The sequence below is a fragment of the Streptomyces griseomycini genome (assembly GCF_014203535.1).
GTDB classification, from domain to species: domain Bacteria; phylum Actinomycetota; class Actinomycetes; order Streptomycetales; family Streptomycetaceae; genus Streptomyces; species Streptomyces griseomycini.
Genome location: NZ_JACHJI010000024.1, coordinates 15514 through 35648 on the forward strand (window position 1 = coordinate 15514; position 20135 = coordinate 35648).

At 68.3% G+C, this 20135-nt stretch carries 11 protein-coding genes and 11 pseudogenes; 10 read left to right on the forward strand and 12 right to left on the reverse strand.

Translation table 11 applies throughout. The annotated features are described in order from the left end of the window. Positions 1-31: 31 nt before the first annotated feature. Both FHS37_RS35735 and FHS37_RS40280 read right to left on the reverse strand, forming a co-directional pair. The gene (locus FHS37_RS35735; RefSeq protein WP_184829020.1) at positions 32-571 is read right to left on the reverse strand and encodes a hypothetical protein; all 540 of its coding nucleotides are present in this window, start codon (positions 569-571) and stop codon (positions 32-34) included. A 472-nt stretch (positions 572-1043) separates the two neighbouring features. After that, positions 1044-1175, reverse strand: a pseudogene (locus tag FHS37_RS40280) (IS5/IS1182 family transposase); the annotation flags it as partial. A 205-nt stretch (positions 1176-1380) separates the two neighbouring features. Here FHS37_RS40280 and FHS37_RS40285 point away from each other — a divergent pair. Together FHS37_RS40285 and FHS37_RS35745 are read left to right on the forward strand one after the other, a co-directional pair. Beyond that, positions 1381-1761 (forward strand): annotated as a pseudogene (locus FHS37_RS40285) (YceI family protein); the annotation flags it as partial. A gap of 232 nt (positions 1762-1993) precedes the next feature. Further along, the gene (locus FHS37_RS35745) at positions 1994-2203 is read left to right on the forward strand and encodes a DUF6207 family protein (protein WP_184829024.1); all 210 of its coding nucleotides are present in this window, start codon (positions 1994-1996) and stop codon (positions 2201-2203) included. Between the two features lie 79 nt (positions 2204-2282). Here the strand turns inward: FHS37_RS35745 and FHS37_RS35750 are convergent, their stop codons facing one another. The 3 genes and pseudogenes from FHS37_RS35750 to FHS37_RS35760 all read right to left on the reverse strand — a co-directional run. Continuing rightward, positions 2283-3023, reverse strand: a complete 741-nt coding sequence (locus FHS37_RS35750) for an NUDIX domain-containing protein (RefSeq protein ID WP_184829026.1) — start codon at positions 3021-3023, stop codon at positions 2283-2285. Further along, entirely contained in the window at positions 3020-3373 is a 354-nt protein-coding gene (locus tag FHS37_RS35755) for a DUF4406 domain-containing protein (RefSeq protein WP_184829075.1), read from the reverse strand. Before FHS37_RS35755 ends, FHS37_RS35750 begins: the two co-directional genes overlap by 4 nt. Positions 3374-3565: 192 nt before the next feature. Next, positions 3566-4026 (reverse strand): annotated as a pseudogene (locus FHS37_RS35760) (IS5 family transposase); the annotation flags it as partial. 127 nt (positions 4027-4153) lie between these two features. Here FHS37_RS35760 and FHS37_RS35765 point away from each other — a divergent pair. Both FHS37_RS35765 and FHS37_RS41385 read left to right on the forward strand, forming a co-directional pair. After that, a pseudogene (locus FHS37_RS35765) lies at positions 4154-5249 on the forward strand (transposase family protein). 21 nt (positions 5250-5270) lie between these two features. Further along, positions 5271-5378, forward strand: a pseudogene (locus FHS37_RS41385) (IS5/IS1182 family transposase); the annotation flags it as partial. 19 nt (positions 5379-5397) lie between these two features. Here FHS37_RS41385 and FHS37_RS35775 read toward each other — a convergent pair. Beyond that, positions 5398-5664, reverse strand: a complete 267-nt coding sequence (locus FHS37_RS35775) for a hypothetical protein (RefSeq protein WP_184829087.1) — start codon at positions 5662-5664, stop codon at positions 5398-5400. 514 nt (positions 5665-6178) lie between these two features. Next, positions 6179-12358 carry a DNRLRE domain-containing protein gene (locus FHS37_RS35780; protein ID WP_184829028.1) on the reverse strand — a complete coding sequence of 2060 codons (6180 nt, stop codon included), beginning with the start codon at positions 12356-12358 and terminating at the stop codon, positions 6179-6181. 346 nt (positions 12359-12704) lie between these two features. On the opposite strand from FHS37_RS35780, the gene FHS37_RS35785 reads away from it, so the two are divergent. Beyond that, positions 12705-13454: a transposase family protein gene (locus FHS37_RS35785; RefSeq protein ID WP_184829030.1), complete on the forward strand. Its 750-nt coding sequence runs from the start codon at positions 12705-12707 to the stop codon at positions 13452-13454. Between the two features lie 23 nt (positions 13455-13477). Here the strand turns inward: FHS37_RS35785 and FHS37_RS35790 are convergent. Together FHS37_RS35790 and FHS37_RS40290 are read right to left on the reverse strand one after the other, a co-directional pair. Continuing rightward, a pseudogene (locus tag FHS37_RS35790) lies at positions 13478-14281 on the reverse strand (transposase family protein); the annotation flags it as partial. 165 nt (positions 14282-14446) lie between these two features. Next, a pseudogene (locus tag FHS37_RS40290) lies at positions 14447-14629 on the reverse strand (alpha/beta fold hydrolase); the annotation flags it as partial. A gap of 259 nt (positions 14630-14888) precedes the next feature. Between FHS37_RS40290 and FHS37_RS35795 the strand changes: the two are divergent. The 5 genes and pseudogenes from FHS37_RS35795 to FHS37_RS41235 all read left to right on the forward strand — a co-directional run. Continuing rightward, positions 14889-15329: an ALF repeat-containing protein gene (locus FHS37_RS35795; RefSeq protein WP_184829032.1), complete on the forward strand. Its 441-nt coding sequence runs from the start codon at positions 14889-14891 to the stop codon at positions 15327-15329. 227 nt (positions 15330-15556) lie between these two features. Beyond that, on the forward strand, positions 15557-16333 hold the full coding sequence (locus tag FHS37_RS35800) for a hypothetical protein (protein ID WP_184829034.1): 777 nt from the start codon (positions 15557-15559) through the stop codon (positions 16331-16333). A 223-nt stretch (positions 16334-16556) separates the two neighbouring features. Next, positions 16557-17379 (forward strand): IS5 family transposase gene (locus tag FHS37_RS35805; protein WP_375372338.1). Its coding sequence is split into 2 segments (ribosomal slippage): positions 16557-16751 and positions 16753-17379, totalling 822 coding nucleotides; the frame shifts between segments, so codons are not numbered across the junction. 108 nt (positions 17380-17487) lie between these two features. After that, positions 17488-17706 (forward strand): annotated as a pseudogene (locus FHS37_RS41230) (transposase); the annotation flags it as partial. A gap of 124 nt (positions 17707-17830) precedes the next feature. Continuing rightward, positions 17831-18193: pseudogene (locus FHS37_RS41235) on the forward strand (transposase); the annotation flags it as partial. Here the strand turns inward: FHS37_RS41235 and FHS37_RS35815 are convergent. From FHS37_RS35815 to FHS37_RS35825, 3 genes and pseudogenes are all read right to left on the reverse strand, one after another. After that, a pseudogene (locus FHS37_RS35815) lies at positions 18171-18888 on the reverse strand (IS6 family transposase); the annotation flags it as partial. The pseudogenes FHS37_RS41235 and FHS37_RS35815 overlap by 23 nt on opposite strands. Continuing rightward, positions 18774-19595: a hypothetical protein gene (locus FHS37_RS35820; RefSeq protein WP_311136978.1), complete on the reverse strand. Its 822-nt coding sequence runs from the start codon at positions 19593-19595 to the stop codon at positions 18774-18776. The pseudogene FHS37_RS35815 and the gene FHS37_RS35820, both read right to left, overlap by 115 nt. Before the next feature lie 82 nt (positions 19596-19677). Further along, positions 19678-20019, reverse strand: a pseudogene (locus tag FHS37_RS35825) (transposase); the annotation flags it as partial. Positions 20020-20135: the final 116 nt, after the last annotated feature.

The window sequence follows — 20135 nt, forward strand, 5'->3', positions numbered from 1 at the left end:
CGGCGCAGCCGCGCTCGACGGGCCCGGTCGGTCACTCGGCGGTGCTGTCCGGACGCCATGTCGTGAGCTTGTAGGCGAAGGCCTCTCCACACGTGAGCTTCACCTGCCGCCCCATCGTCCGCACTGTCACGCCGGCCTTCAGCGGATAGTTCCACCCCTTGGTCACCACCTGACCGAACGGCTCGTCGTACACCTCGTGGACGCGCTTCGGCGGCCCGGACCGTACGTAGGAGCCACTGACCACGACCGTCTGCGCGGTACCCGAGGTACCGGAGTCGAGGACGAACTCTCGCTTTATGCGGCCCTTGTGGAAGAGGCCCGCCCCGGTCTCGCCTCCCCGGACGTATTCGTCGTCCGGCGTCCGCACGCTCACGGCGGCATGTGTTCCGAACACATCGTTGTCGTAGAGGTCGACCGCCACTTCGACGCCGGACGCCGTGCCCGTGCACGCGAGCACGTGTCCCTTCTCCCGGGTGACGGTGACGGGGGTCTCCGAGTCGTGGGGGGAAGCGGTCGCGACAGCCGGGAGTGCCACTACGGCGGCCGTGGCCGCTCCGAGCACCGCGGCCATGAGCGTGCGACAGGTCATTTCGTCTCCTCGCGGACTGTGAGTCGTGGACGGGGACAGAGGGCCTCGCGATGAATCGTCTGCCTGCCTGGCCCTCCAGGTCGCAGCCTTGACGTGACCGTCCCAAGCCCTCGGGTGAGGGGATGCGGAGGAACGCTGTCGTTCCGCGGACCCTGTGCACTTTCTAACACAGTCGCGTTTGTGTGAACAATCAAAATGTTCATCTCTCCGAGGCGAACTGCAAGTCTGTCTTCTCGGCGGGCAGTTCGTGAGTGACAGGGCACCGTACGCCGTACGCCGCCGAGCCGGTGCGCGCGGGACAGCACCGCCCGCGCCTGCGGGTCAGGGCCGCGCGGTTCCCGGATCGGGTACGCCTCGCCCAGGCGCCGTCCTGCGTCGTGCCCGCTCTCCGGGAGGGTGAGCACGGCGCGCTCTGGGGAGAAACTCGTATGAACTCCACCCGCCCCTCCCTCATGCGGGGATCGCGTTCGCGGCGAGGGCTGAGTCGACGGTGACCGGACAGCCACGCCATGGGGCTCCCGCTGCCCCAGCGGCGCCGCCCTGGCCACTCGCCGGCCTCGATGTCTTCGCGCGCGATGCGCACGCCTGCAGGGGCAGCCGACGGCAAGCACGGTGGCAGCCTCGGCCACCCGAACTCTTTCAATACCACTGAACGTACTGGTCGCACGAGGAGTCGGCCTCACCGGCCAACCGGAAACCACTTCATGTCGATCTTGTGCAGCTTTGCAGTCGACGGCATGGGACCCGGAGGAGACCACTCATCTCACCACGCAGCACCTGTCGACTCCGCGATGGCGCGGAGTGACCAGACAGGGGTTGACACGGGTGTGGAACGGAGGGACGCGCACCTTATCGGCCCCGGCTTCTTCGACGTGCGGCGCCACCCGGAGGTGGTGTTCCGCAGCGCCTCCGCCCTCCACAGGGGCGAGGAGGGCTTCCGCATGACGGGAGAGCTGACCATCCGCGGCGTCACCCGGCCCGTCGACCTGCAACTCGACTGCCTCGGCTCGGTCATGGACCCGTTCGGATACGAGCGAGCCGGCTTCGACGGCACCACCACCATCGACCGCACCGAGTGGGGCCCGGCCTGCAACCGGCGCCTCAAGAACGGCGCCGTGGTGAGCGAGAAGGTCCGGCTGCAGTTCGGCATCTCCGCCGTCCGGGCCTCGTCGCAGCCGCCCCGAGGGCCGTCTTCGCCGGAGGCATCCTGCGGATCGCCGCCATGGCGACCGCAGCCGACGAAGGCCGTATCCGCCCGCCCACCGGACACACCCGAGCCGAATCGTGCAGGCGCGGTTCGACGGCTGCCCCCCGGTCGTTCCTCCGGCGCACCATCGCTGCGCCGGACGGGTGAACCCCCGCCGTGGGTAGACCCCCTCCCGGCTGGGGCACGTCGTGTGGACCATGGATGTGATCAATGAGGTGCACGTGTCCGAGCCGGGCCTGGTCGTGGTGGACGTGGCAGCTGCCGACGACCGGACCGCTTTCACCTTCCAGGAAGCGCTCGCTTCGCTGTGGACGAGCACCGCGGTGGAACGCACGACCCACGTCCCCGGTCAGCCCGGCGTACGGGTGCGCTGTCACCTGGACACGCGTCGACCAGCTCCGAACTGAGCCGGTCGGTGGCCCGGTTCCGCCGATTAGCAGGGGCAGGTTGTCCGAGTCGGTGAGCGCCTGCCCGCTGTCCCCGGTATCAGCACCCTGGCCGGTGAGCCGGCGCAGCACCGTCTCCCGAACATCGATGCCGCGGGGGCGGGGGGACGGTTCGACGACTGATGTGTTTGAAGGGTCCCTCCAGCGCGGCCCACTGCAGGAGCATGATCGTCTTCGCGTCGACGATCTCTCCTCTGCGAATCATGGCGAGGGCCTCGGGAAAGGGGAGTTCCAGGACCTCGATGTCCTCGCCCTCGTCGGCGACTCCTCGCGTCCCCTCCGCAGGAGCGGTGGTGTTCTCGTAGGGGGCGGCGAAGAAGTGCAGGCGCTCGGTGACCGAGCCTGGACTCATGTACACGTCAAAGACGTGTTCGACCGTGCCGACCGTCCGGCCCGTCTCCTCGGCCGCCTCCCTGCGGATCGCCTCCTCGGCCGTGTCCCCGTCCAGGAGGCCGGCCGCTGCCTCGATGAGCATTCCGTCGGGATGACCGTTGACATAGGCAGGCAGCCGGAACTGACGGGTCAGCAGGACGGTGCCGCGGGAGGCATCGTGGAGGAGGAGGGTGGCGCCGTCGCCGCGATCGTAGGTCTCGCGCTGCTCGCGGCTCCAGTGTCCGTCGTCGTGCCGGTAGTCGAAGGTCGTCCTGCGCAGGACGTACCAGTCGCACGACAGGACCCGCACGTCGAGGATGCGCACCCGCGGGTTGCCGGTCAGATCGCGGCCGTGCCGGTCGAGACCGGTGCGGCCGCGTCGGTCGGGTACGTCGATCCCGGCCGTCACCGGGCGGCCGGGATGTCGTCGAGGCTGGTGTAGACGCCCTTGCCCCAAGCGCGCGCTCGGGCGACCATCAGGTCGGCCCCCTCGGACGGGCCGCCGATGCGCAGGACCGCGTCGCAGCGGGAGAGGAGCTGCTCGGCGACGGGGTGGAATATCTCCTCGTAGGCGGCGTCGCCGGGGCCGGTGCTGTCGGCGGTCTCCAGCAGCGGCAGGGCGAGTGCCTCGCCGGTGACTCCGAGATGGCCTGCGCGGAAGAGCGCCAGGGCGGTCTCGTTCATCGCACGGACGTTCGCCTCCAGCTTGCGCGGGTCGTCACCGGTGCCCGATCGGTACGGTCCGGCGACGAGGATCATCAGCGGATGCGGGTGGGTGCTCACGGGATGCCTCCTCCACGGGATCTGACGCTGGGCGGGCTCCGACAGGGAAGGCCCGTCGGAGCCCGAGCCGACCACAGGGGTCAGGTTCCGTCGGCCGACGATGCCCAGGAACCATTTCTAACATGCGTTTGTCCATTTGAACAACTTCATGTTCTACAGCTGATCGTTTCAGAGTGAGGTACACAGGCGACGGAGGCATATGAGGCCGCAGGCCAGCTCGAGTAGGCCCTGGTGGAGACCAGCGCGTCGTTCGTAGTGGATACGGAGCCGTTTGAACTGGTGCAGTCAGGCGAAGGCGCGCTCGACCACCCAACGCACCTTGCCCAGTCCTGAGCCGTGGGCGACACCCCGTCGGGCGATCACCGGCTTGACGCCGCGCTTCCCCAGCAGGCGGCAGCACTTGTCGAAGTCGTAACCCCGATCGGCGCACAGGCGCCGGGCTTGTGGCGGAAGCGTCCCCGCAGGCCCCGGATCGGCGGGACCGCGTCGAGCAGGGGCAGGAGTTGGATGACGTCGTGCCGGTTGCCGCCGGTGAGCGTGACGGCGAGCGGGGTTCCGTGCCGGTCGACGATCACATGGTGTTTCGAGCCGGGGCGGGCGCGATCGACGGGCGAGGGCCCGGTGTGATCCTGCGCTTGCCGGTAACCTCATCCGCCCTGGTCGGAGCTGGTGTGCGGGGTGTGCGGGATGTCGAGTGCGGTCGGTCGAGTCCGTGCCGTCGCGCGGCTGTCGACCAACGCGGCATGATGACCGACCGTGCTGCTGCGACTGGCCCGCTTGGGCATGGCGAACGCGTTCGCCATGCTGCGTCTGCTCCCGATGAGCGATCGGGACAAGGATATGGAGATCTTCGCCCTGCGCCACCAACTGTCGGTGCTGGAGCGCCGACTCGGTAAGGAGAAGGTGCGCTTCAGCCCGAGTGACCGGGCTTTCCCGGCGGCGCTGCTGTACCGGCTGCCGCGGGCGTGCCGTGCAGGCTGCGGCTGCTGGTGCGGCCGGACACAGTGCTCCGTTGGCACCGCGACCTGGTCGCCCGCCGCCACGCCGCCGAGTCCGAGCCGAAGCGCCCGGGTCACCCCCGCACCGTGCACTCCACCCGCGCCTTGGTGCTGCGCCTGGCACGGGAGAATCCCCCGTGGGGCTACCGGTGCCTCCACGGCGAGCTGCTGGTGCTGGGCGTGAAGGTCGCCGCCTCTACGGTCTGGAAGATCCTGCGGGAAGCCGGGATCGATCCGGCACCCGAGCGGACCTCCAGCACGTGGGCCGGCTTCCTGGCTCCCAGGCCGACGCGCTGCTGGCCTGCGACTTCCCCGAGACGGTCACCCTGACCGGGGCACGACTGTACGTGTTCGCCGTGATCGATCACGCCAGCCGACGGATCCGGATCCCGGGCGCGACCGCGCACCCGTCGGCCTCGTGGGTGGCGCAGGCCACGAGGAATCTCGTCATGGACCTGGAGGATGTCAACTGCCGGGCACGGTTCCTGATCCGGGACCGGGACGGGAAGTTCCCCACCCTGTTCGACGCGGTCTTCGCCGATGCGGGGATCGAGGTCGTGCTCAGCGGTGTCCGGATGCCGCGGATGAATGCGGTCATGGAACGCCGGGTGCAGCCCTGTCGGCGCGAGCTGCTGGACCGGACCTTGACCTGGGATCAGCGGCATCTGCTCCACGCCCTGCAGGAACTCGAGCGTTTCCCCAATGCGCACCGGCCCCATCAGGGCATCGCGAACGCCCGCCCGTCGAACCCGTTGCCCCCGCCGATCATCGATCCGGACCGGATCGCCTGCCTCGAGGTACGACGACGCGATCGCCTCGGCGGCCTTCTCCACGAGTACGAGCATGCCGCCTGACCTGCCCGGACGAGGATTTCGGCAAGGGCAAACTTGAAAGACCGGCACCCGCTGCGGAAACCCCGCTGCAGCACCAACCGCATCACCGACACCGTGAAGGCCGTCCTCGCCCTTCACCACGTTTCAGCACGAGGTTGGAAACGGCTCACTACCTCTTCTTCGGGCGGCTGGCGCCGTAGGCAAAGCCGAGCAGGCTGAGTCCGCACAGGAACAGCACCATGAAGATACTCGGTGGCGCGATCCTCACGGTTCCCACAGCGATGCCTATGACCAGCACACCGGCACCCCAGAGCTGAGGGTGGGCGTAGCGGCGGATCCATCGGACCGGGACCCGGCCCGTGGTAATGGCGCTCCCCCCTAGGATGAGCAGTATCAGGGCAAGGACGAGGGTGAAGACGAGGAAAAGCAGGGACACTAGCGGGCTCCTCCGTGGAATGCGTGTAAGTGCGTATGATGCGGGATTCGGTGTTCATGCAGACGGCACCGTCTGCCGCGAGCGCGGTGTCGCTGCGGGCAGGTGGCAGGCGCTGGGCGGGTGCACCACGGGGACTGCCGTCAGAGGCGTGCGGTGTTGCTTGGTCGCCCCCTTCGCCAAATTCATGTGCTGACACTGTCCGGATGCGTGGACTGCGTGGTGCATCCGCGTGCCTTTGTGAACGAGGTAGACGGCGATGAGGGAGCCGATAGCGGGTGGCAGCAGGAGTATAAGGCCAGCCGCTCTGTGGGTGAGTGTGGCCCAGAGAAGCATGCTGTGAACGGCTACGGTGATCGAGCTGATGAGTGTGGCCGCGGTTTTGGCATCATGTATGGATGCGCGGCTTTCCTCGGGTCCCTTTGTCAGGCATTCATGGAGGCCGGGTCCGTCAGTCAGTGTCTGACTGACGGACCCGGCTATGCCGCACGCTTGAGTTCAGCGTGCGGGGGCGTTCTTAGCAGCGGCGGTCGTAGTAGTACGGTCCGCCCCAGGCGAGGCCGTGCAGGACGGTGACGCCGCCGCCGAGGGTGATGCATCGTTTCTTGCTGTTGGCCTTGGCAGCAGCTTTCTGGAAGAAGCCGGACCAGCCTGCGCCGACGACTGCAAAGCCGGCTCCGACCGGGCCCATCAGCGCAACGGCTGCCCAGAACGGTCCCCAATACCAGTGGGCGCTGCGTCCGAGCTTGGCGGTGTAGGAGCGGTTGAACCGCATTTCGACCTTGCCGTTGTACTTAGTTGCGCCGTACCAGGTTCTGCTGGTCCAGATCTTGGTGTAGAGGCGACCCCACTTGTAGTACTTGGTCTTGGTCTTGCTCCAGCGGCCGTCGAGGTCGTGGCGGTTGACCGGGTCGGCGTGGGAGTACTCGTAGGCGTTCCGGTTGCCTCCGTAGACCGGGTCCACGGACAGGAAGCGGCCGGTTGCCGGATTGTAGAGGCGCACGCCCATCAGGATGGTGCTGGTGGGCGTCTCCGCCGAGCGCTGGTAGGAGCCGAGCCAGCCGTAGCGACCGCCGACGGCGCCACGGTGGTTGCCGTATTCGTCCGTGCTGAGAGCCGTGGGAGCCACGGCGGTGTCCAGCGGGAGGATGAGGCTGATGTCTCCGTGCAGGTTGCTCAGCTGGAGCAGCACCGAGCCCGAGGAACTGGTCGTGGCGGCCAGTCCGTCGGCCAGACCCGTGACCATGCGGGAGACCGAGCCGGTGGCGGCGTCGGAGATCCAGCGCGGGCTGTCGGTTGAGCCTCCGTAGTGGTTGACGCTGGCGTCCGTCTGGCTCCATGTGCCGGAGGCGTTGGTCTCCTTGACCGTGCTGCGGAAGCGTCCGGCAGCGTCGAGCGACCAGGTCTGGCGGATATCGCCGGTGGTCTGCCGGTAGGCGAGATCAGTGGTGTAGTACTCCAGCGTCGTCCCACCGGGCATGCTGGTCGTGCGGCCGAAGGCGTCGTAGGTGTATCCGCTGTCGACGATCCGGTCGGCGCTGTCGAAGACCGATGTGGCGGTGGTTCCGCCGGTCGTCGGGCAGTCCGCGCCCGGAGCGCCTTGCGCTGTGGTGAATGAGGTGCGGTTGGTGCGTTTGTCGAATGTGTAGTCGCGTGTGGTGCAGACCCCGTTGTACCGGTCGTCCACGTGGGTCAGCCGGCCGATGGCGTCGTAGCGGTAGTTCTGTTCCTCGGCGGCGCCGGCACCGCCGGAGTGGGATGCCCACTGGCCGTGCGCGGTCAAGGTGGCCGCGTCCGACATGATGATCGCTTGGTCGGAGTCGCGGGTGTAGAGCCGCTGGATCGGAAGACCGGGCTTGCCCGCGGTCTGGGTCATGGTGTAGCCGCCGGGCAGGGTCTCCTTCACCAGGTCGCCGTCGACGTCATACGACGCCTTGAACGTGCCGGCGACGGAGTCGGTCATGATGGTGGCCAGCCCGCGGGGCTCGGTGGAGTGGTCGTAGGTGTAGGTGACTGTGGAGGGAACCGAGTCGGAGACCTTCAGCGGACGGTCGAAGTTGTCGTACTCGGTCTTGGTGACGCCGCCGTCGGCGTCCGTGTAGGAGATGACGCGGCCGAGCGTGTCGTACTCCTGCTTGATGGTGCCGCCGTCTTCGGAGGCCAGAGCGCTGACGCCGCCGGTGCTGGCGTCGTAGGTGAAGGAGGTGCCCTTGACCTGCTTGCCGGTGGCGCTGTCGGTCTGGGTGCTCTTGATCCGTCCGGCGTCGTCGTAGACGGTCGCCGTGATTCGGGTCGCGCCGTTGGCGGTGTCGGCCTTCTCGGTCACCTGCCCGTAGAAGCCGTACTCGGTGCTGGTGTCCATGGCTTCGGAGGGCTGACTGCCGCCGCCGGTGATGGCTCCGGCGGGACCGGTCCAGCACTCCAGGCCGGCCCATTCCGGCCTGCCCTCGCACCAGCCGGTGCCGGTGGCCTTCCAGTATTCGGTGATCCGCGTCGCGGCGTCCTGACCGGTCGCGCCGGGCGGGACGTGCGAGGTGACGCGGCCTTGGTCGTCGTAGTGCGTCGTGGTCGTGAGGTTGAGACCGCCGGCGTCCTCGATGGTGAGGGTGGGCAGGCCCTTGACCCAGTCGTACTGGGTTTCGGTGACCCGCTCCTCCGCCATGACCGAGTAGTAGCCGCGGACACGGGCGCCGACGACGGCCAGGGTCATCTGGTCCCTGATGGTGGCGGAGCCGTCCGTGGGGCGGCCCTCGTCATACTCGTTGACCGTCCACGGCTGGGCCGCGACCGATGTACCGGCCGGGATCAGGACAGTGGTGTCGTCCTTGAAGTCCTTCGCCAGCTCGATGCGGCGCAGCGGCTCGAACTCCTCCAGCAGGCGGGTGCCTGCCGTGTTGTAGCGGGATGTGGTCGACAGCAGCGCGGCACGCTCGCTGACACTGAGGGAGGCGATGCCCAGGTCTGCGAGGCGGGTCTTGTCGGCGTCGGTGGCTCCGAGTGCGAGAGCGTGGTTCCCGGCGCTCAGCGTGCGGACGGTGTTGCCGTGCTGGTCGAACTCGGTGGTCTCGGTTCCTCCGGCCTCGTCGATGGTGTTCACCTGCATGCCGGAGGTGTTGAGGTAGTGGACCACGGCGCGGGTGTAGCTGCCCTTGGTGAGACTGCCACCGTGGTGGGAGCCGGGCACGGAGTCTGCCGGGAAGATGGCGGTCGCGTCAGTGGGTGTGTCGAGCTGGCCCCACTTCTTCACGCCGGAGGCGTTCATCGCGTACGGCGCGTTGTCACCGGACAGCGGCACGTCGTAGACGACCGACGTGGCGGCGTCGCCGTTGACGGTTGCCTTGGTGCCGGGCGTCAGGGTGGGGCGGGTGACCTTGGTCAGCATGCCCTCACCGGCCATGGAGCCGCCGGCGTTGCCGTAGCTGAACGACCAGGGCTGCTCGCCAGGCGGTGTCAGCTTCGTGATGCGGCCGGATGCGTCGTAGGTGTACTCCGTCTTCAGGGCGGGGCTGATCTGCGGGTTCCATGCCTGGCGCAGGCGCCCGCTGCTGTCGTACTGGTAGGCCTGCACCACCTTGGAGGTGGCGGAGGAGGCGCCGGGCTCGGTGGCCCATAGGCGGAGTTCCTTCACCCGGCCGGTGAAGTCACCGAGGGCGGTGGAGGTGGCGGTGGTGGAGGTGGCGTACACGAATTCCAGGACACGGCAGCCGCGGGTGCTGGGCGTCTGGGCGCAGGTGTCGTTGGCCACCGAGCCTTGGGATGCGATCAGCCGCTTGGGGCGTGCCAGCGTCTTGCCGTCCACCGTCACGGCTTCGGAGACGATGCCGGTCGTGGAGTTCTTCGCTCCGCTGATGCCGGAGGAGGTGATCTGCCAGGTCGTGGCGGCCGCCGCCACTTTGGCGAACTCGGAGACCACGCCGGCTGTGTCGGTGAGCTTGAACCCGCTGGCGAACGTGCCGGTCAGTGTCAGGTGTTCCGCTCCTGGCTCCGGGGTCCAGCTGGTTGCCTCGGGGGCCTTGGCAGTGAAGTAGATACTCGAGCCGTCATCGAGCACGACGTCGAGCGACGTGCCGGACGTCTTGCGGATGTGGGTGTATCCGGTCGGGGAGACCTCGGCGACGGTGCCGGACACCCATTCCTTGCCGAAGATCGGCGCCTGGCCCTCCTGGGAGCCGCCCGCGGCGGGCTGGCGGGAGGAGGCCGTACGTGAGGCGGTCAGGCCGAAGAAGCCCTCCTCCGTCCCGGTGATCTTGAAGTCGCCGGTCAGCAGGTTGAGCTGGCCGGGCCCCAGATCGGTGGTCGAGGCGCCTTCAGCATTGCGGTCCACCACGGCAGTCAGCGGTTCGGTGCTGCTGGCGGCGCCGTTGGGTCCGGTGAAGTCGGCCTTGATCTGGATGCTGCCGTCCGGATCGACGGTCTTGGCCGCGTTCCAGGACAGCGGAGCGTTCTTGCCGTCGGTCAGGGACACAGGCCACGCGGACAGCGCGGAATCACCGACCGTCACGTCGGCAGCCGGGATCTTCTGCCAGGTGTCGGAGGCGGAGCGCCGCCAGGAGAAGGACACGCTGTCGTACTTGCCGGCCTCGGCTTCGGCGGCCAGCGGCAGACGGCGCGCGGTGCGCTGTCCGTCGGACGGCTGCACGAACCCGCCGGGGCCGACGTGGAAGACGTAGTCCAGAGCCTCGGACTTGTTGTCCGCCTTGTCCACGGAGCGGACCTGCAGAGTCTGGGTGCCGTCCTCCTGCGGAGTGACGGTGATCGCCTTGTCGGCGGTGGAGCCGTTGGTGGCGACCTTCGTCCAGTTCACCCCGTCCAGCGTCCACTCAAGCCACTGGTGGTCACTGCCCGGTGGCGTCACTGTGAAGGTGCCGGCCTGCCCGGCGCCCTTGACCCATTTGTCCGACGGGTAGTCCGTGGAGACGATCTTCGACGGGGCCGAGGGTGCCTTGGTGTCGATCGTGAACGTCTTCCACGCCGACCAGCCCGTGTTGTAGTGCGTGCCGTCGTACGGAGACGTGCGGAACTTGTAGGTCTTGCCTTCGGCCAGGACGCCGGCAGGCACGGTGACCGACGCGGGCTGGCCCGAGGGGACGGCCTTCGAGACGAGTACATCGCCGACCTGCGTGTTGGCGGCGGCGTCGTAGATCTGGAAGCTGCCGGTGACCTTGTCCCCGTCCGGGTCGACGAAGGTGTCGCGCAGCGTCGGCGTACTCGTGTCGACGATGTAGCTGCCGGAATACGACAGGTACGGCGGGCCGGCTTCCTGCTTGGTGCCGGTGCGCGGCCGGTAGTTGTAGTTGACGACCAGCTTGGGCGGATTAGAGGCCGCGTTGGCGGAGTTGACCCGCTTCCACTGCGCCAGGACCGACTCGTCCGAGGCCCGCAGGCCCATGTTGCCGCGGGCCGCCTTGGCGGACGCCCACTCCTGCACGAGACCAGTGACGTCGGCGTTGATCCACCCGTCCGGCTGGGTGGAACAGCCCGCGTTACCGGTCGTGCCGGTCGAGGTCGCCTTCTTCGCGGTCCAGGCCGGCTGTGAGGTCCAGCGGGAGGACGTCGATGCCGCGCCGGTGGACCACACCTCCCACGGGTAAGCCTTGCAGTCGGTGTTGCCGGAGTGGAAGTTCCACAGGCTCAGCTTCGCGCTGGAAATCAAGGCGTCCTGGACCGGCGTGGTGTTCCACGTGATGAAGGACCGTGCCGTGCGCGGGGTGCCGTCGGCGTTCTTCGTGCCCGGGTTGCCGAGGTCCAGCTCGGTGTCGGCGGACCAGTCGACCGTCTCGCCCTGCTGGACGTAGGTGTCGAAGACGTTCGACAGCGAGGACGTCGACGGGTCCACCGTGACCGGGTACTGCGTGTTCGGATCAGCGAGGAACTTGGCGTCCGGGGTGAGGACCAGGTCCACGCCGTCGGTGGTCTTGACGACCTTCATTGAGACCCTGGCACGGTTGGCGTGCTCACCGGACCGCTTGTCGACGGTGGCGTCCCACATGACGGGCGCCGGCATAACGGCCCGCTTCTTGCTCTTCTTGTCCGTGAAGAGCAGGCTGCCGTCCTTGAGCTGCTTGACCTTCAGGCCCTTGGCCTTCAGCGGCAGCGTATAGGAGTAACGTTCCTGCGCAGGCCGCTTGCGGATCGTGACGTACTGCTCGAATCCGGTGCGGGTCGCCTCGACGACCACGTCGCCGTCCGGCACCGCGCCCACGTACGTTGCCCGGTTGCCGTCCAGCTCCGGTTCCGGCAGCCCGCCCTTCCACTGCAAGCGGATCCGCTGGTCACCTTCACCGAGGGTCACCAGGTCACGGGCAGCCGCGTCATCGTTCTCCGACAGAGACGACAGCTTCTTGCCGCCCCGCTCGCCGAGCTCCAGCCCCTGCGGATGCGCCTTCGGCGCCACGGACCCATCCGAATCGCGGACCAGGTCCAGATCGACCGAGCGCCATTTGTCACCGTCGCGGAACCGGACCGGACCGGCGGACAGCTCTGTGGTCAGCGTGCCGTCCGGATTCGCCCACGTCGTCGACGTCTCCGTGCGCTCCGACAGCGCCTCGACACGCTTCTTGTTCAGCCGAGCAGCGACCCGGGCCGACGCGATGTCCGCGGCCGAAGTGGCTGCGGCCTTCTCCGGCTTCTCAACAGGTGCCGCGGGCAGCGGGGCCGCGACGGCACCCTGCGTCCCGTAGAAAACCGACGTCGACATGACGACGGCCAAACCAATGGAGATGTGGCGCAGAGCCCGTCTCCCTTCGGGCTGACGCAGCCCGAAGCGCCCGGAGAAACCTCCGGGTGAATGGCTGTTCACGTTCCTCCCCTTCTTGCCGCAACACGGCGACAAGCTGCAGTGATGGCGCTGAGCGCGCCCGGAGGATCCAAACATGATCTTTGAATCACGTAAAGAGAAGGTAAGGAAGATGGGTAACAGCACCCATTGAACGTTTTCAGGCTGGCCACCGATCGGGTGAGGGCCTCGGTGCCCGCAACGGACAGGGCTCCCGTGCCGTTGGGTGAGGTGTTCGAAGTCTCAACCTGTCGGTCCAGGAGCCCTGTTGGTTCCCTATCCTGCCGCACTCGACCTGCCTCATGCGCTGGTCGAGTGGGTCACGATGCTTGTCGTCACCCGTGAGGGTGACCGTCGGTGCAAGCTCCCGCCGCATCAGCGTGCCCTCGTCGCTCTTGCCTACCTGCGCAAGCACGACACCCTCGCCCAGATCGCCGCCGGATTCGGCATATCCGTGGGCACCGCCCACGCCTACACGACCTCGGTCGTGCGACTGCTGGCCGACCGGGCGCCGGGCCTGCTCAAGACACTGCGTGAGCACGACCCCGACTACGTCCTCCTGGACGGCACCCTCAGCGAGTGCGACCGCCTGGGCGACCGACGCGCCGACTACTCCCACAAGCACCGACGCCACGGCGTGAACGTGCAGGTCGTTACCGACCCCGAAGGCCGGCTGCTGTGGATCTCACCGGCCTTGCCGGGCCGAGCCCACGACCTGACCGTCGCCCGCACCCACCGCATCATCCGGACCTGCGAACGTCAGGGCGTCCCGATCGTGGCCGACCGCGCCTACATCGGAGCCGGCTGCTGGGTCATCACCGCCATCCGCCGCCCGCCAAACGGCGAACTCACGCCGACCGAGCGGACGCTGAACCGCGCACTCGCCCACGCCCGTGCTCCCGTCGAACGAGGCGTCGCCCGACTGAAGTCCTGGCGCATCTTCCGACGAAGCCGCTGCAGCCCGAACCGGATGACGATCATCGCTGCCGCGGTGCTCACCCTGGAGTTGCAACGCTGAAGAAGCTCAGTGAACCGTTTTCGTCCTGAATATGTGCAGGTCAGCAGGGTGTGGACGGCTTGGACTGCCGTGCCGATGCGGCGGGTGGAACAGCGTGCTCGCCGCAGTAGCCGCCACGTCTTGAGTTGGGCGAAGGCGCGTTCGCCGGGGGCTCGGAGTCGGGTGTGGTCGCGGTTGAACTGCTGGTAGTGCTCCGGTTGTTCGCTGTAGTGGTAGTACGGGGTGCGGAAGGTGGCGCCGGCACCCTGGTAGGCGCGGTCCGCGAGCACGAGGATCTGCCGGGTCGGGCAGGCTTGGACGATGCCGTGAGCGCGGGCCGCGGTCAGGTCGTGCGTGCGGCCCGGGGTTGCGCGCGATAACCACAGAGGGGTGCCGTCCGGACCCGCGACGACCTGGACGTTCATGCCGTGCTTCCGGTGTTTCTGGGAGTAGTACGGCTCGCCCGCGGCGATGCGGTCGATGGGGATGAGCGTGCCGTCGACGATGACGAAGTCTCCTTCGCCCGGGCCGACGAGGGCTTCCTGCAGGCCGGGTGCCCAGGAGGCCAGAACTTCGAGGGTCTCGTCCACGTACCGCCAGGCGGTTGCGGTGGAGATCCCGCATCCCGCCGCGAGCTGGGGCAGCGTCTCGTTCTCGCGCAGGTGCACCAGCGCCGGCAAGACCTGGTGGAAGCAGCCCGGCTTGCGCCACCGCGTGCCGCGTTCACACCTTCGGGCATGGATCAGCCATGAGACATGCCCGACCAGCTCATGCGGAGCGTCGAGCGTGGCTCGATACGGGACCGAGCGAGGCTCCTCGGACAAGGCGTGGTGCGTAGAGAACACCACCGCAACGATCACGCCTCGTCACACCACCCCGCCGGCCTGCACCATCACCCCTGCAGGACAGGATGAAAACGGTTCACTGATCGTTTCAGAATGAGGTTTGGAGTCGTCTCAAGCAGACGATGCTGCAGGCGAGTTGGAGCAGGCTGAGGTGGATGCCCGCGCATACGGATGACGCTCGCTCGTGCCGTGCCCGCGCTGATCGACCGCGACGACCCGATACCGGGCAATCGGCCGCGAGGCCACCACCTCCCACTCACCCGCATGACCGGCCAAGCCGCGCAGCGGCACGACCGGCTCCCCCGGCCCGCCCCGGTCCCGGCGGACAAGCCGAACCCCGTCGCGCACCACCACACGCTCGGACGCACCACGATCGCCCGCCCCAGGAATTGTCTCGCCCCGACCATGCCCCGACAGCCACAAGCCGCGCTCAAGGTCGCCCTTCTGGAAGGCGCGCCGCCATGAAACACCGGCCACGTCCGCGGCGACGGTGTCCTGCGACCGCAGCGGGGCGACCGCCACTGTCAGACCCAGGTGGCAGCATCACCGAAGTGAACGCCCTGAGGCGTCCTCAGCTCACCTCCGTAGCAAACGAAGAGGAGTATTCCCCTTGCGACTGCATCGCGTAGCGCCCGGCATCGCCGCGGGCATCCTCGCCCCGGCCCTCCTGCTCGCCACCCCGTCCTTCGCCGCCACGGCGGCACCGACCGCGGTGACGGTGCCCGCGGTGTCCTCGTCCGCGGACGAGCCGGACGCCGACGACCTGAGGGTGGCCATAGTCCGGATCCTCACCGACCCGGACAGCGGCCGACGTGTGACACGAGAAGCCAACGCCCTCCTGGACGCCAACGACCCCGAGGCGATGCGCGCCTGGCTGGAGACCGGCTACCCCATCGCCCAGGCCGAGGACGACCGCGTCACCATCACCCGCATCCTCGCTGACCCGTCCATCAGCCCGGCCCTGTGCGCGGCAGCCAACGCCGCCCTCGACGACAACACACCCGAAACGCTGCGCCACTTCCTGGAAGTCGGCAGGTACCAGGTCGCCTGACCGGCACGGCGCCGCACCACAGCGCGTCGCCCGGGTGGCACACCCTGCCGCACGCCCGGTCGCCGGAACGCCGAGAATCCGGGCGGGGCCACCTGCACCTCTGTGTGCCGGCGGCCTCGCCCGGCAGGCCCTGTGTCGGCTCGGCGCCCTCCGCAGAGCTCTGTGGTCTCGCCGCCCGGTGCGGCATGGGCCACTGACACCTCCGACAGCAGAAAGCACATTCTTCGATGACCACACAACCCCTACGCACCGAGCGCAGCGGTCCGCAGACCGCTTCCGTCGTGACCGACCTGCCGTTCAAGCCTCAGCTCGTCAAAGCGGTGTTCAGGGACGTGACCTCGTTGCACGTCTCCCGGCCGGCCGCGTGGGCCGCCGCGTCGGTGACGCGGACCGTGCTGACGGAGATCATCGACGGCGCGAGAAGCGCGGCAGCCGAGGAGGCCAGGAAGAGGCTGATTCCCAAGGACCTCATCTCGGCAATCGACCGGAATGTCGAGGTGGAGGTGGGATCGGAGTGGTACCTGCACAGCCCGACCTTCCACGGCCTGATGGGCGAGTTGCGCAACGCCGATGGTCTGCTCGTGTCTCTTCGTGAGCGCCGCGGGGCACGTACACCGAGTGGTGTGGCTGGCGCCCACCGGTTCGAGGCCGGGGTGAGAAGGCTGCTGGGGAGCCGGGGGGTGAGGGCGGTCCCGGCGATGGTCCGCGACCTGGACGGAATCGCGAGCGTGTTCCTGACGGACCTCGCCCGGGACGCGGCCAAGGTCGTCCGCGAGGGCGGGGTCAAGCGGTTCGGGACGGTCAGTCTGGTGGTGCCGGGCGAGCCAGCCCCGGCCCCGCTGCTCAAGGATCCCCTCCTCGCCCTGTCCACCCGCCGCGGGGACGGGCGGACTGTTGGCGGGGACGACGTCCTGGCCGCCGTCACGATGCAACTGTTCGGCGATCTCAGACAACGCGCCATCACCGAGGCAGCCGAGATGATACGGAACACGTCGGCCAACTGATCGGGCCCGCCCCTGCGCTCTGCCCACTGCGCACGGTTCCCACGTGTGCGCAGCTCCCGGAATCTGCCGTCCGCACTCGGCTCCGGTCGGCTCGCGAGAACGGGCTCGTCACATGGGCGCGGACCGCCGGCCGCAGGCACCCCACGAGGAAGACACCCCTTGATCAATTCAGAATGAGTTCTGGTTCAGGGGCTTGGCAGTTGGGCTGGCGGGCGGCAGAGTTCTGCAGGTTTCGGATGATCTTGTGCCTGATGGCCTGTGGGATCACGTGGCCCCGCTGCTCCCTCCTCGCCCGCCGCGGCGCCGGCGGTATCCAGGCCGCCTGCCGGCGGATGACCGCGCGGCTCTGCGCGGGATCGTCTACGTCCTACGCACGGGGGTGACCTGGGCGGACGTGCCGACCGAGACGATCGGCTGGCTGCAGCGGGGTGATGTGCTGGCGACGTCTGCGGGACTGGACCGAAGCCGGCGTCTGGCCCCGCCTGCACGCCATCCTCCTCGCGGAACTTCGCACGGCAGATCTGCTGGACATCGACGACGCCGCGATCGACGGCTCACACGTCAGAGCCCTCAAAGGGAGGGCTCACACCGGACCTTCGCCGGTCGGCCGCGGCCGCTCCGGCAGCAAGCACCACCTGATCACCGACCGCTACGGAACACCTCTCGCAGTGTCCGTGACCAGCGGAAACCGTCACGACGTCACCCAGCTCATGCCCCTGCTGGACACGATCCCTCGCATCCGCGGCCTGGTGGGCCGGCCCCGCTACCGGCCACGGCGGCTGTTCGCCGACCGTGGCTACGACTACGACAAGTACCGACGCCTGCTCCGCGCCCGCGGCATCACGCCGAGGATCGCCCGCAAGGGCACCGCCCACGGATCCGGCCTGGGCAAGACCAGATGGGTCGTCGAGCGGACGATGTCGTGGCTGTCCGGCTACCGCCGCTTGAGCCCTCGCTACGAACGCGATCCCCGCAACTACCTGGCCTTTCTCGGCCTCGCCGCCGCCCTGTGCTGCTACAAGCGACTCATCTGCCTCACCACGTAGGACACGGTCTAAGAGACCGTAACATGATCTTGTTGAACGGTCCTGGTAGGCCGTGACCGGTGTGACGATTCGGCCGTTCGAGATGGTGTGACTACCCGGCCGTGGATCGTGGACGACGACCTGTGGGCGTTGATCGAGCCGCTCCTGCCGCCCTGGCCCGAGAAGGCCCCTGGCCCGCAGCCGGTGCCGGACCGGCTGTGCCCGCAGGGCATCCTCTACGTGCTGCAGAACGACATCGCCTGGCAACTGCTGCCCCGGGAGCTGGGATTCGGCTCGGGGCAGACCTGCTGGCGGCGCCTCGGGTGTTGGCAGCAGACCGGAGTCTTCGACCAACTGCACCGCATCCTACTGGCCAAGCTGCACTCAGCCGGCGAGCTGGACTGGTCCAGAGCATGCGTCGACGGCTCCCACGTCCGCTCCAAAAAGGGGAGCCGACACCGGTCCGTCGCCGGTCGACCGGCGGAAGACGGGCAGCAAACACCACATGATCTGCGACGGACGCGGCACCCCGCTCAAGGTCATCACCACCGCGGTCAACGTCAACGACGTCACCCAGGCCCTCGCCCTGGTCAACGGCGTCCCACCCGTTGCCGGCCGCCCGGGCCGACCCCGCCGCCGCCCCGAGGCCCTCCTCGGCGACAAGGGCTACGACTCCAATCCCAACCGCGCGAACTGCGGAAACGTCGGATCCTGCCGGTCATCTACCGCAAGGGCGTTGTCACGTTGTTGGGTGTGTGGGCGTCTGGCGGTGTGTCGAGGTGGGGTGGGGCCGGGTTCCGGGCCGGTGCTCGGGCCGTGGCAGGTCGGTCCGTGACGCCGGTGATCTGCTCCCAGACGGTGAAGCGGACGGTCATTTCGGTGCGGTGGTGAGGTGCGGGCATCAGATGGCGACGAGGCCGGAAGTGGGGTGGGACGCCACTGAACGCGGACAGGAACCTCTGCGCCCCGCCCACGGAGCGGAAAAGCCCTTCATGACCCGTTCGTGTTGCCTCGTCGGCTGGTGGCTGTTCTCGGCCCGGTTGTTCAGTCCCCTGTGCGAGCGGTGCTCGACGCAAGGCATGACCTCGTGGTGGGCGGCGCTGCAGGAGCGGAGCCTGTCGGTGACGATCACCCTCGGCACTGCCCGGGTCTTCGTCATCGGCCTGCGGAGGAACCGTCTGGCCGCGGCCTTGTCGCGGCGGTTGTGCACGAGGATGTCGAGGACGTTGCCGTCCCGGTCCACAGCCCGCACAGATACTTCTGCTCACCGTTGATCTTGATGAAGACCTCGTCGGGATGCCCCTTGCCGCCGGGCCGGGGACGCCTGCGGCGAAGCCCGCTCGCGTAGGCCTGCCCGAACTTCCGACACCACCGTCGCACGGTCCCGTACGAGACGATCACGCCGCGCTCGGGCATCAGTTCCTCGACCTCGCGGTAGGACAACGGGAAGCGGAAGCACAGCCGCACGCAGTGGGAGACGACCTCGACCGGGTACCGATGGCCCTTGTACGACGGCGACGCGCCCCCCACGAACAGCCCCCTCCAGCACGATCAACCCGGAGACCATCCCACCCAGTCAGCCAACGTGACAGCACCTGCTCGAGGAAGGCCGGTGCGTAGACCCGGTGGAGGTCCACCAGGTCGATGTGGGCGAAGTCGCAGGTGATGATGCCGTCGGCCTGCGCTGTCAGGAACTCGCGCCAGGTCGGGCCGCTCCTGCGGAGAGCCGGGTCCACCCTGGCGGAGGTCAGGATCTGCCAGAGCGTGGACGCTCCGATCTGGTGCCCGAGCCGTACGGGCTCACCCTGGATCCTGTGACAGCCCCGGCGCGGTTTTTCTTCGGCTGGCCGCAGCACCAGCCCTTTGGCGGTCTGCGCAGTCGGTGGTCGGCCAGGCCTGTTCCGGCGCTTGCTGTCGTTCCATCGGCGTGCGACGAGCCTTCGATGCCGCGCCGGCACGGTGCCCGGTGTCATCCAGAACACCTCCGTCCAGCGCCGCCGGGGTATCAGTGAGGACAGGGCCGCGAACCACAGCCGGTCCGCCGGCTCGTAGCGCACCGGACCCGCGAGCTGTCGACGCAGCACCGCGTTCTCCTGCCGCAGGACGAGCAGTTCGGCGTCCTTGGTCGCCTGTCGGCGCAGGAACACAGCCGGGACCGAGAGCAGCTTCCTCGTCACCTGGTACGCCAGCGAGACAATCACCCAGCCATCGGCCCAGGCGGCCCCGAGCGCCACCATACCCCTACGACCTGCAGCGACACATTTCTGAACGGCACAGCGTCCCGCTGTAGTCGCCCCAGACGTTGTTGCAGGTGGCGATGGACTGTTGCGGTCCTTCTCCTGCTCTTCTGCGCCGACGAGCCGGTACAGGGGCTCGGTCTGGCCGGGAGGCCGCGTTGCGCTCGGCCAGCAGCACCTCATGCCGCGGCCAGACGCCGGCCCTGTTCCAGTCCCGCAACCTGCGCCAGCACGTCATGTCGAAGCCGAGCTCTTGAGGGAGATGCCCCCACTGGATTCCGGTGTGCAGCACGTACAGGATCCTGCGGAGCACCCCCGGGTCCGGCAATGACCTGCGGCCGGGATCACCGGAAGCGCCGCTCACGCTGCGGCAGCAACGGCTCCAGGCGATCCCACAGCTCATCCGACACGATCACGGTGACATCCCTGCACGGGAACGAACGCTCGACTCCCGCCCCGGACACGGCCGTCACCGCCTGCCCACCTCATTGAGTCAGCCGCTGTCACCTCTTCCGCGCCTGACGGGTGTCTCCGGGCGGT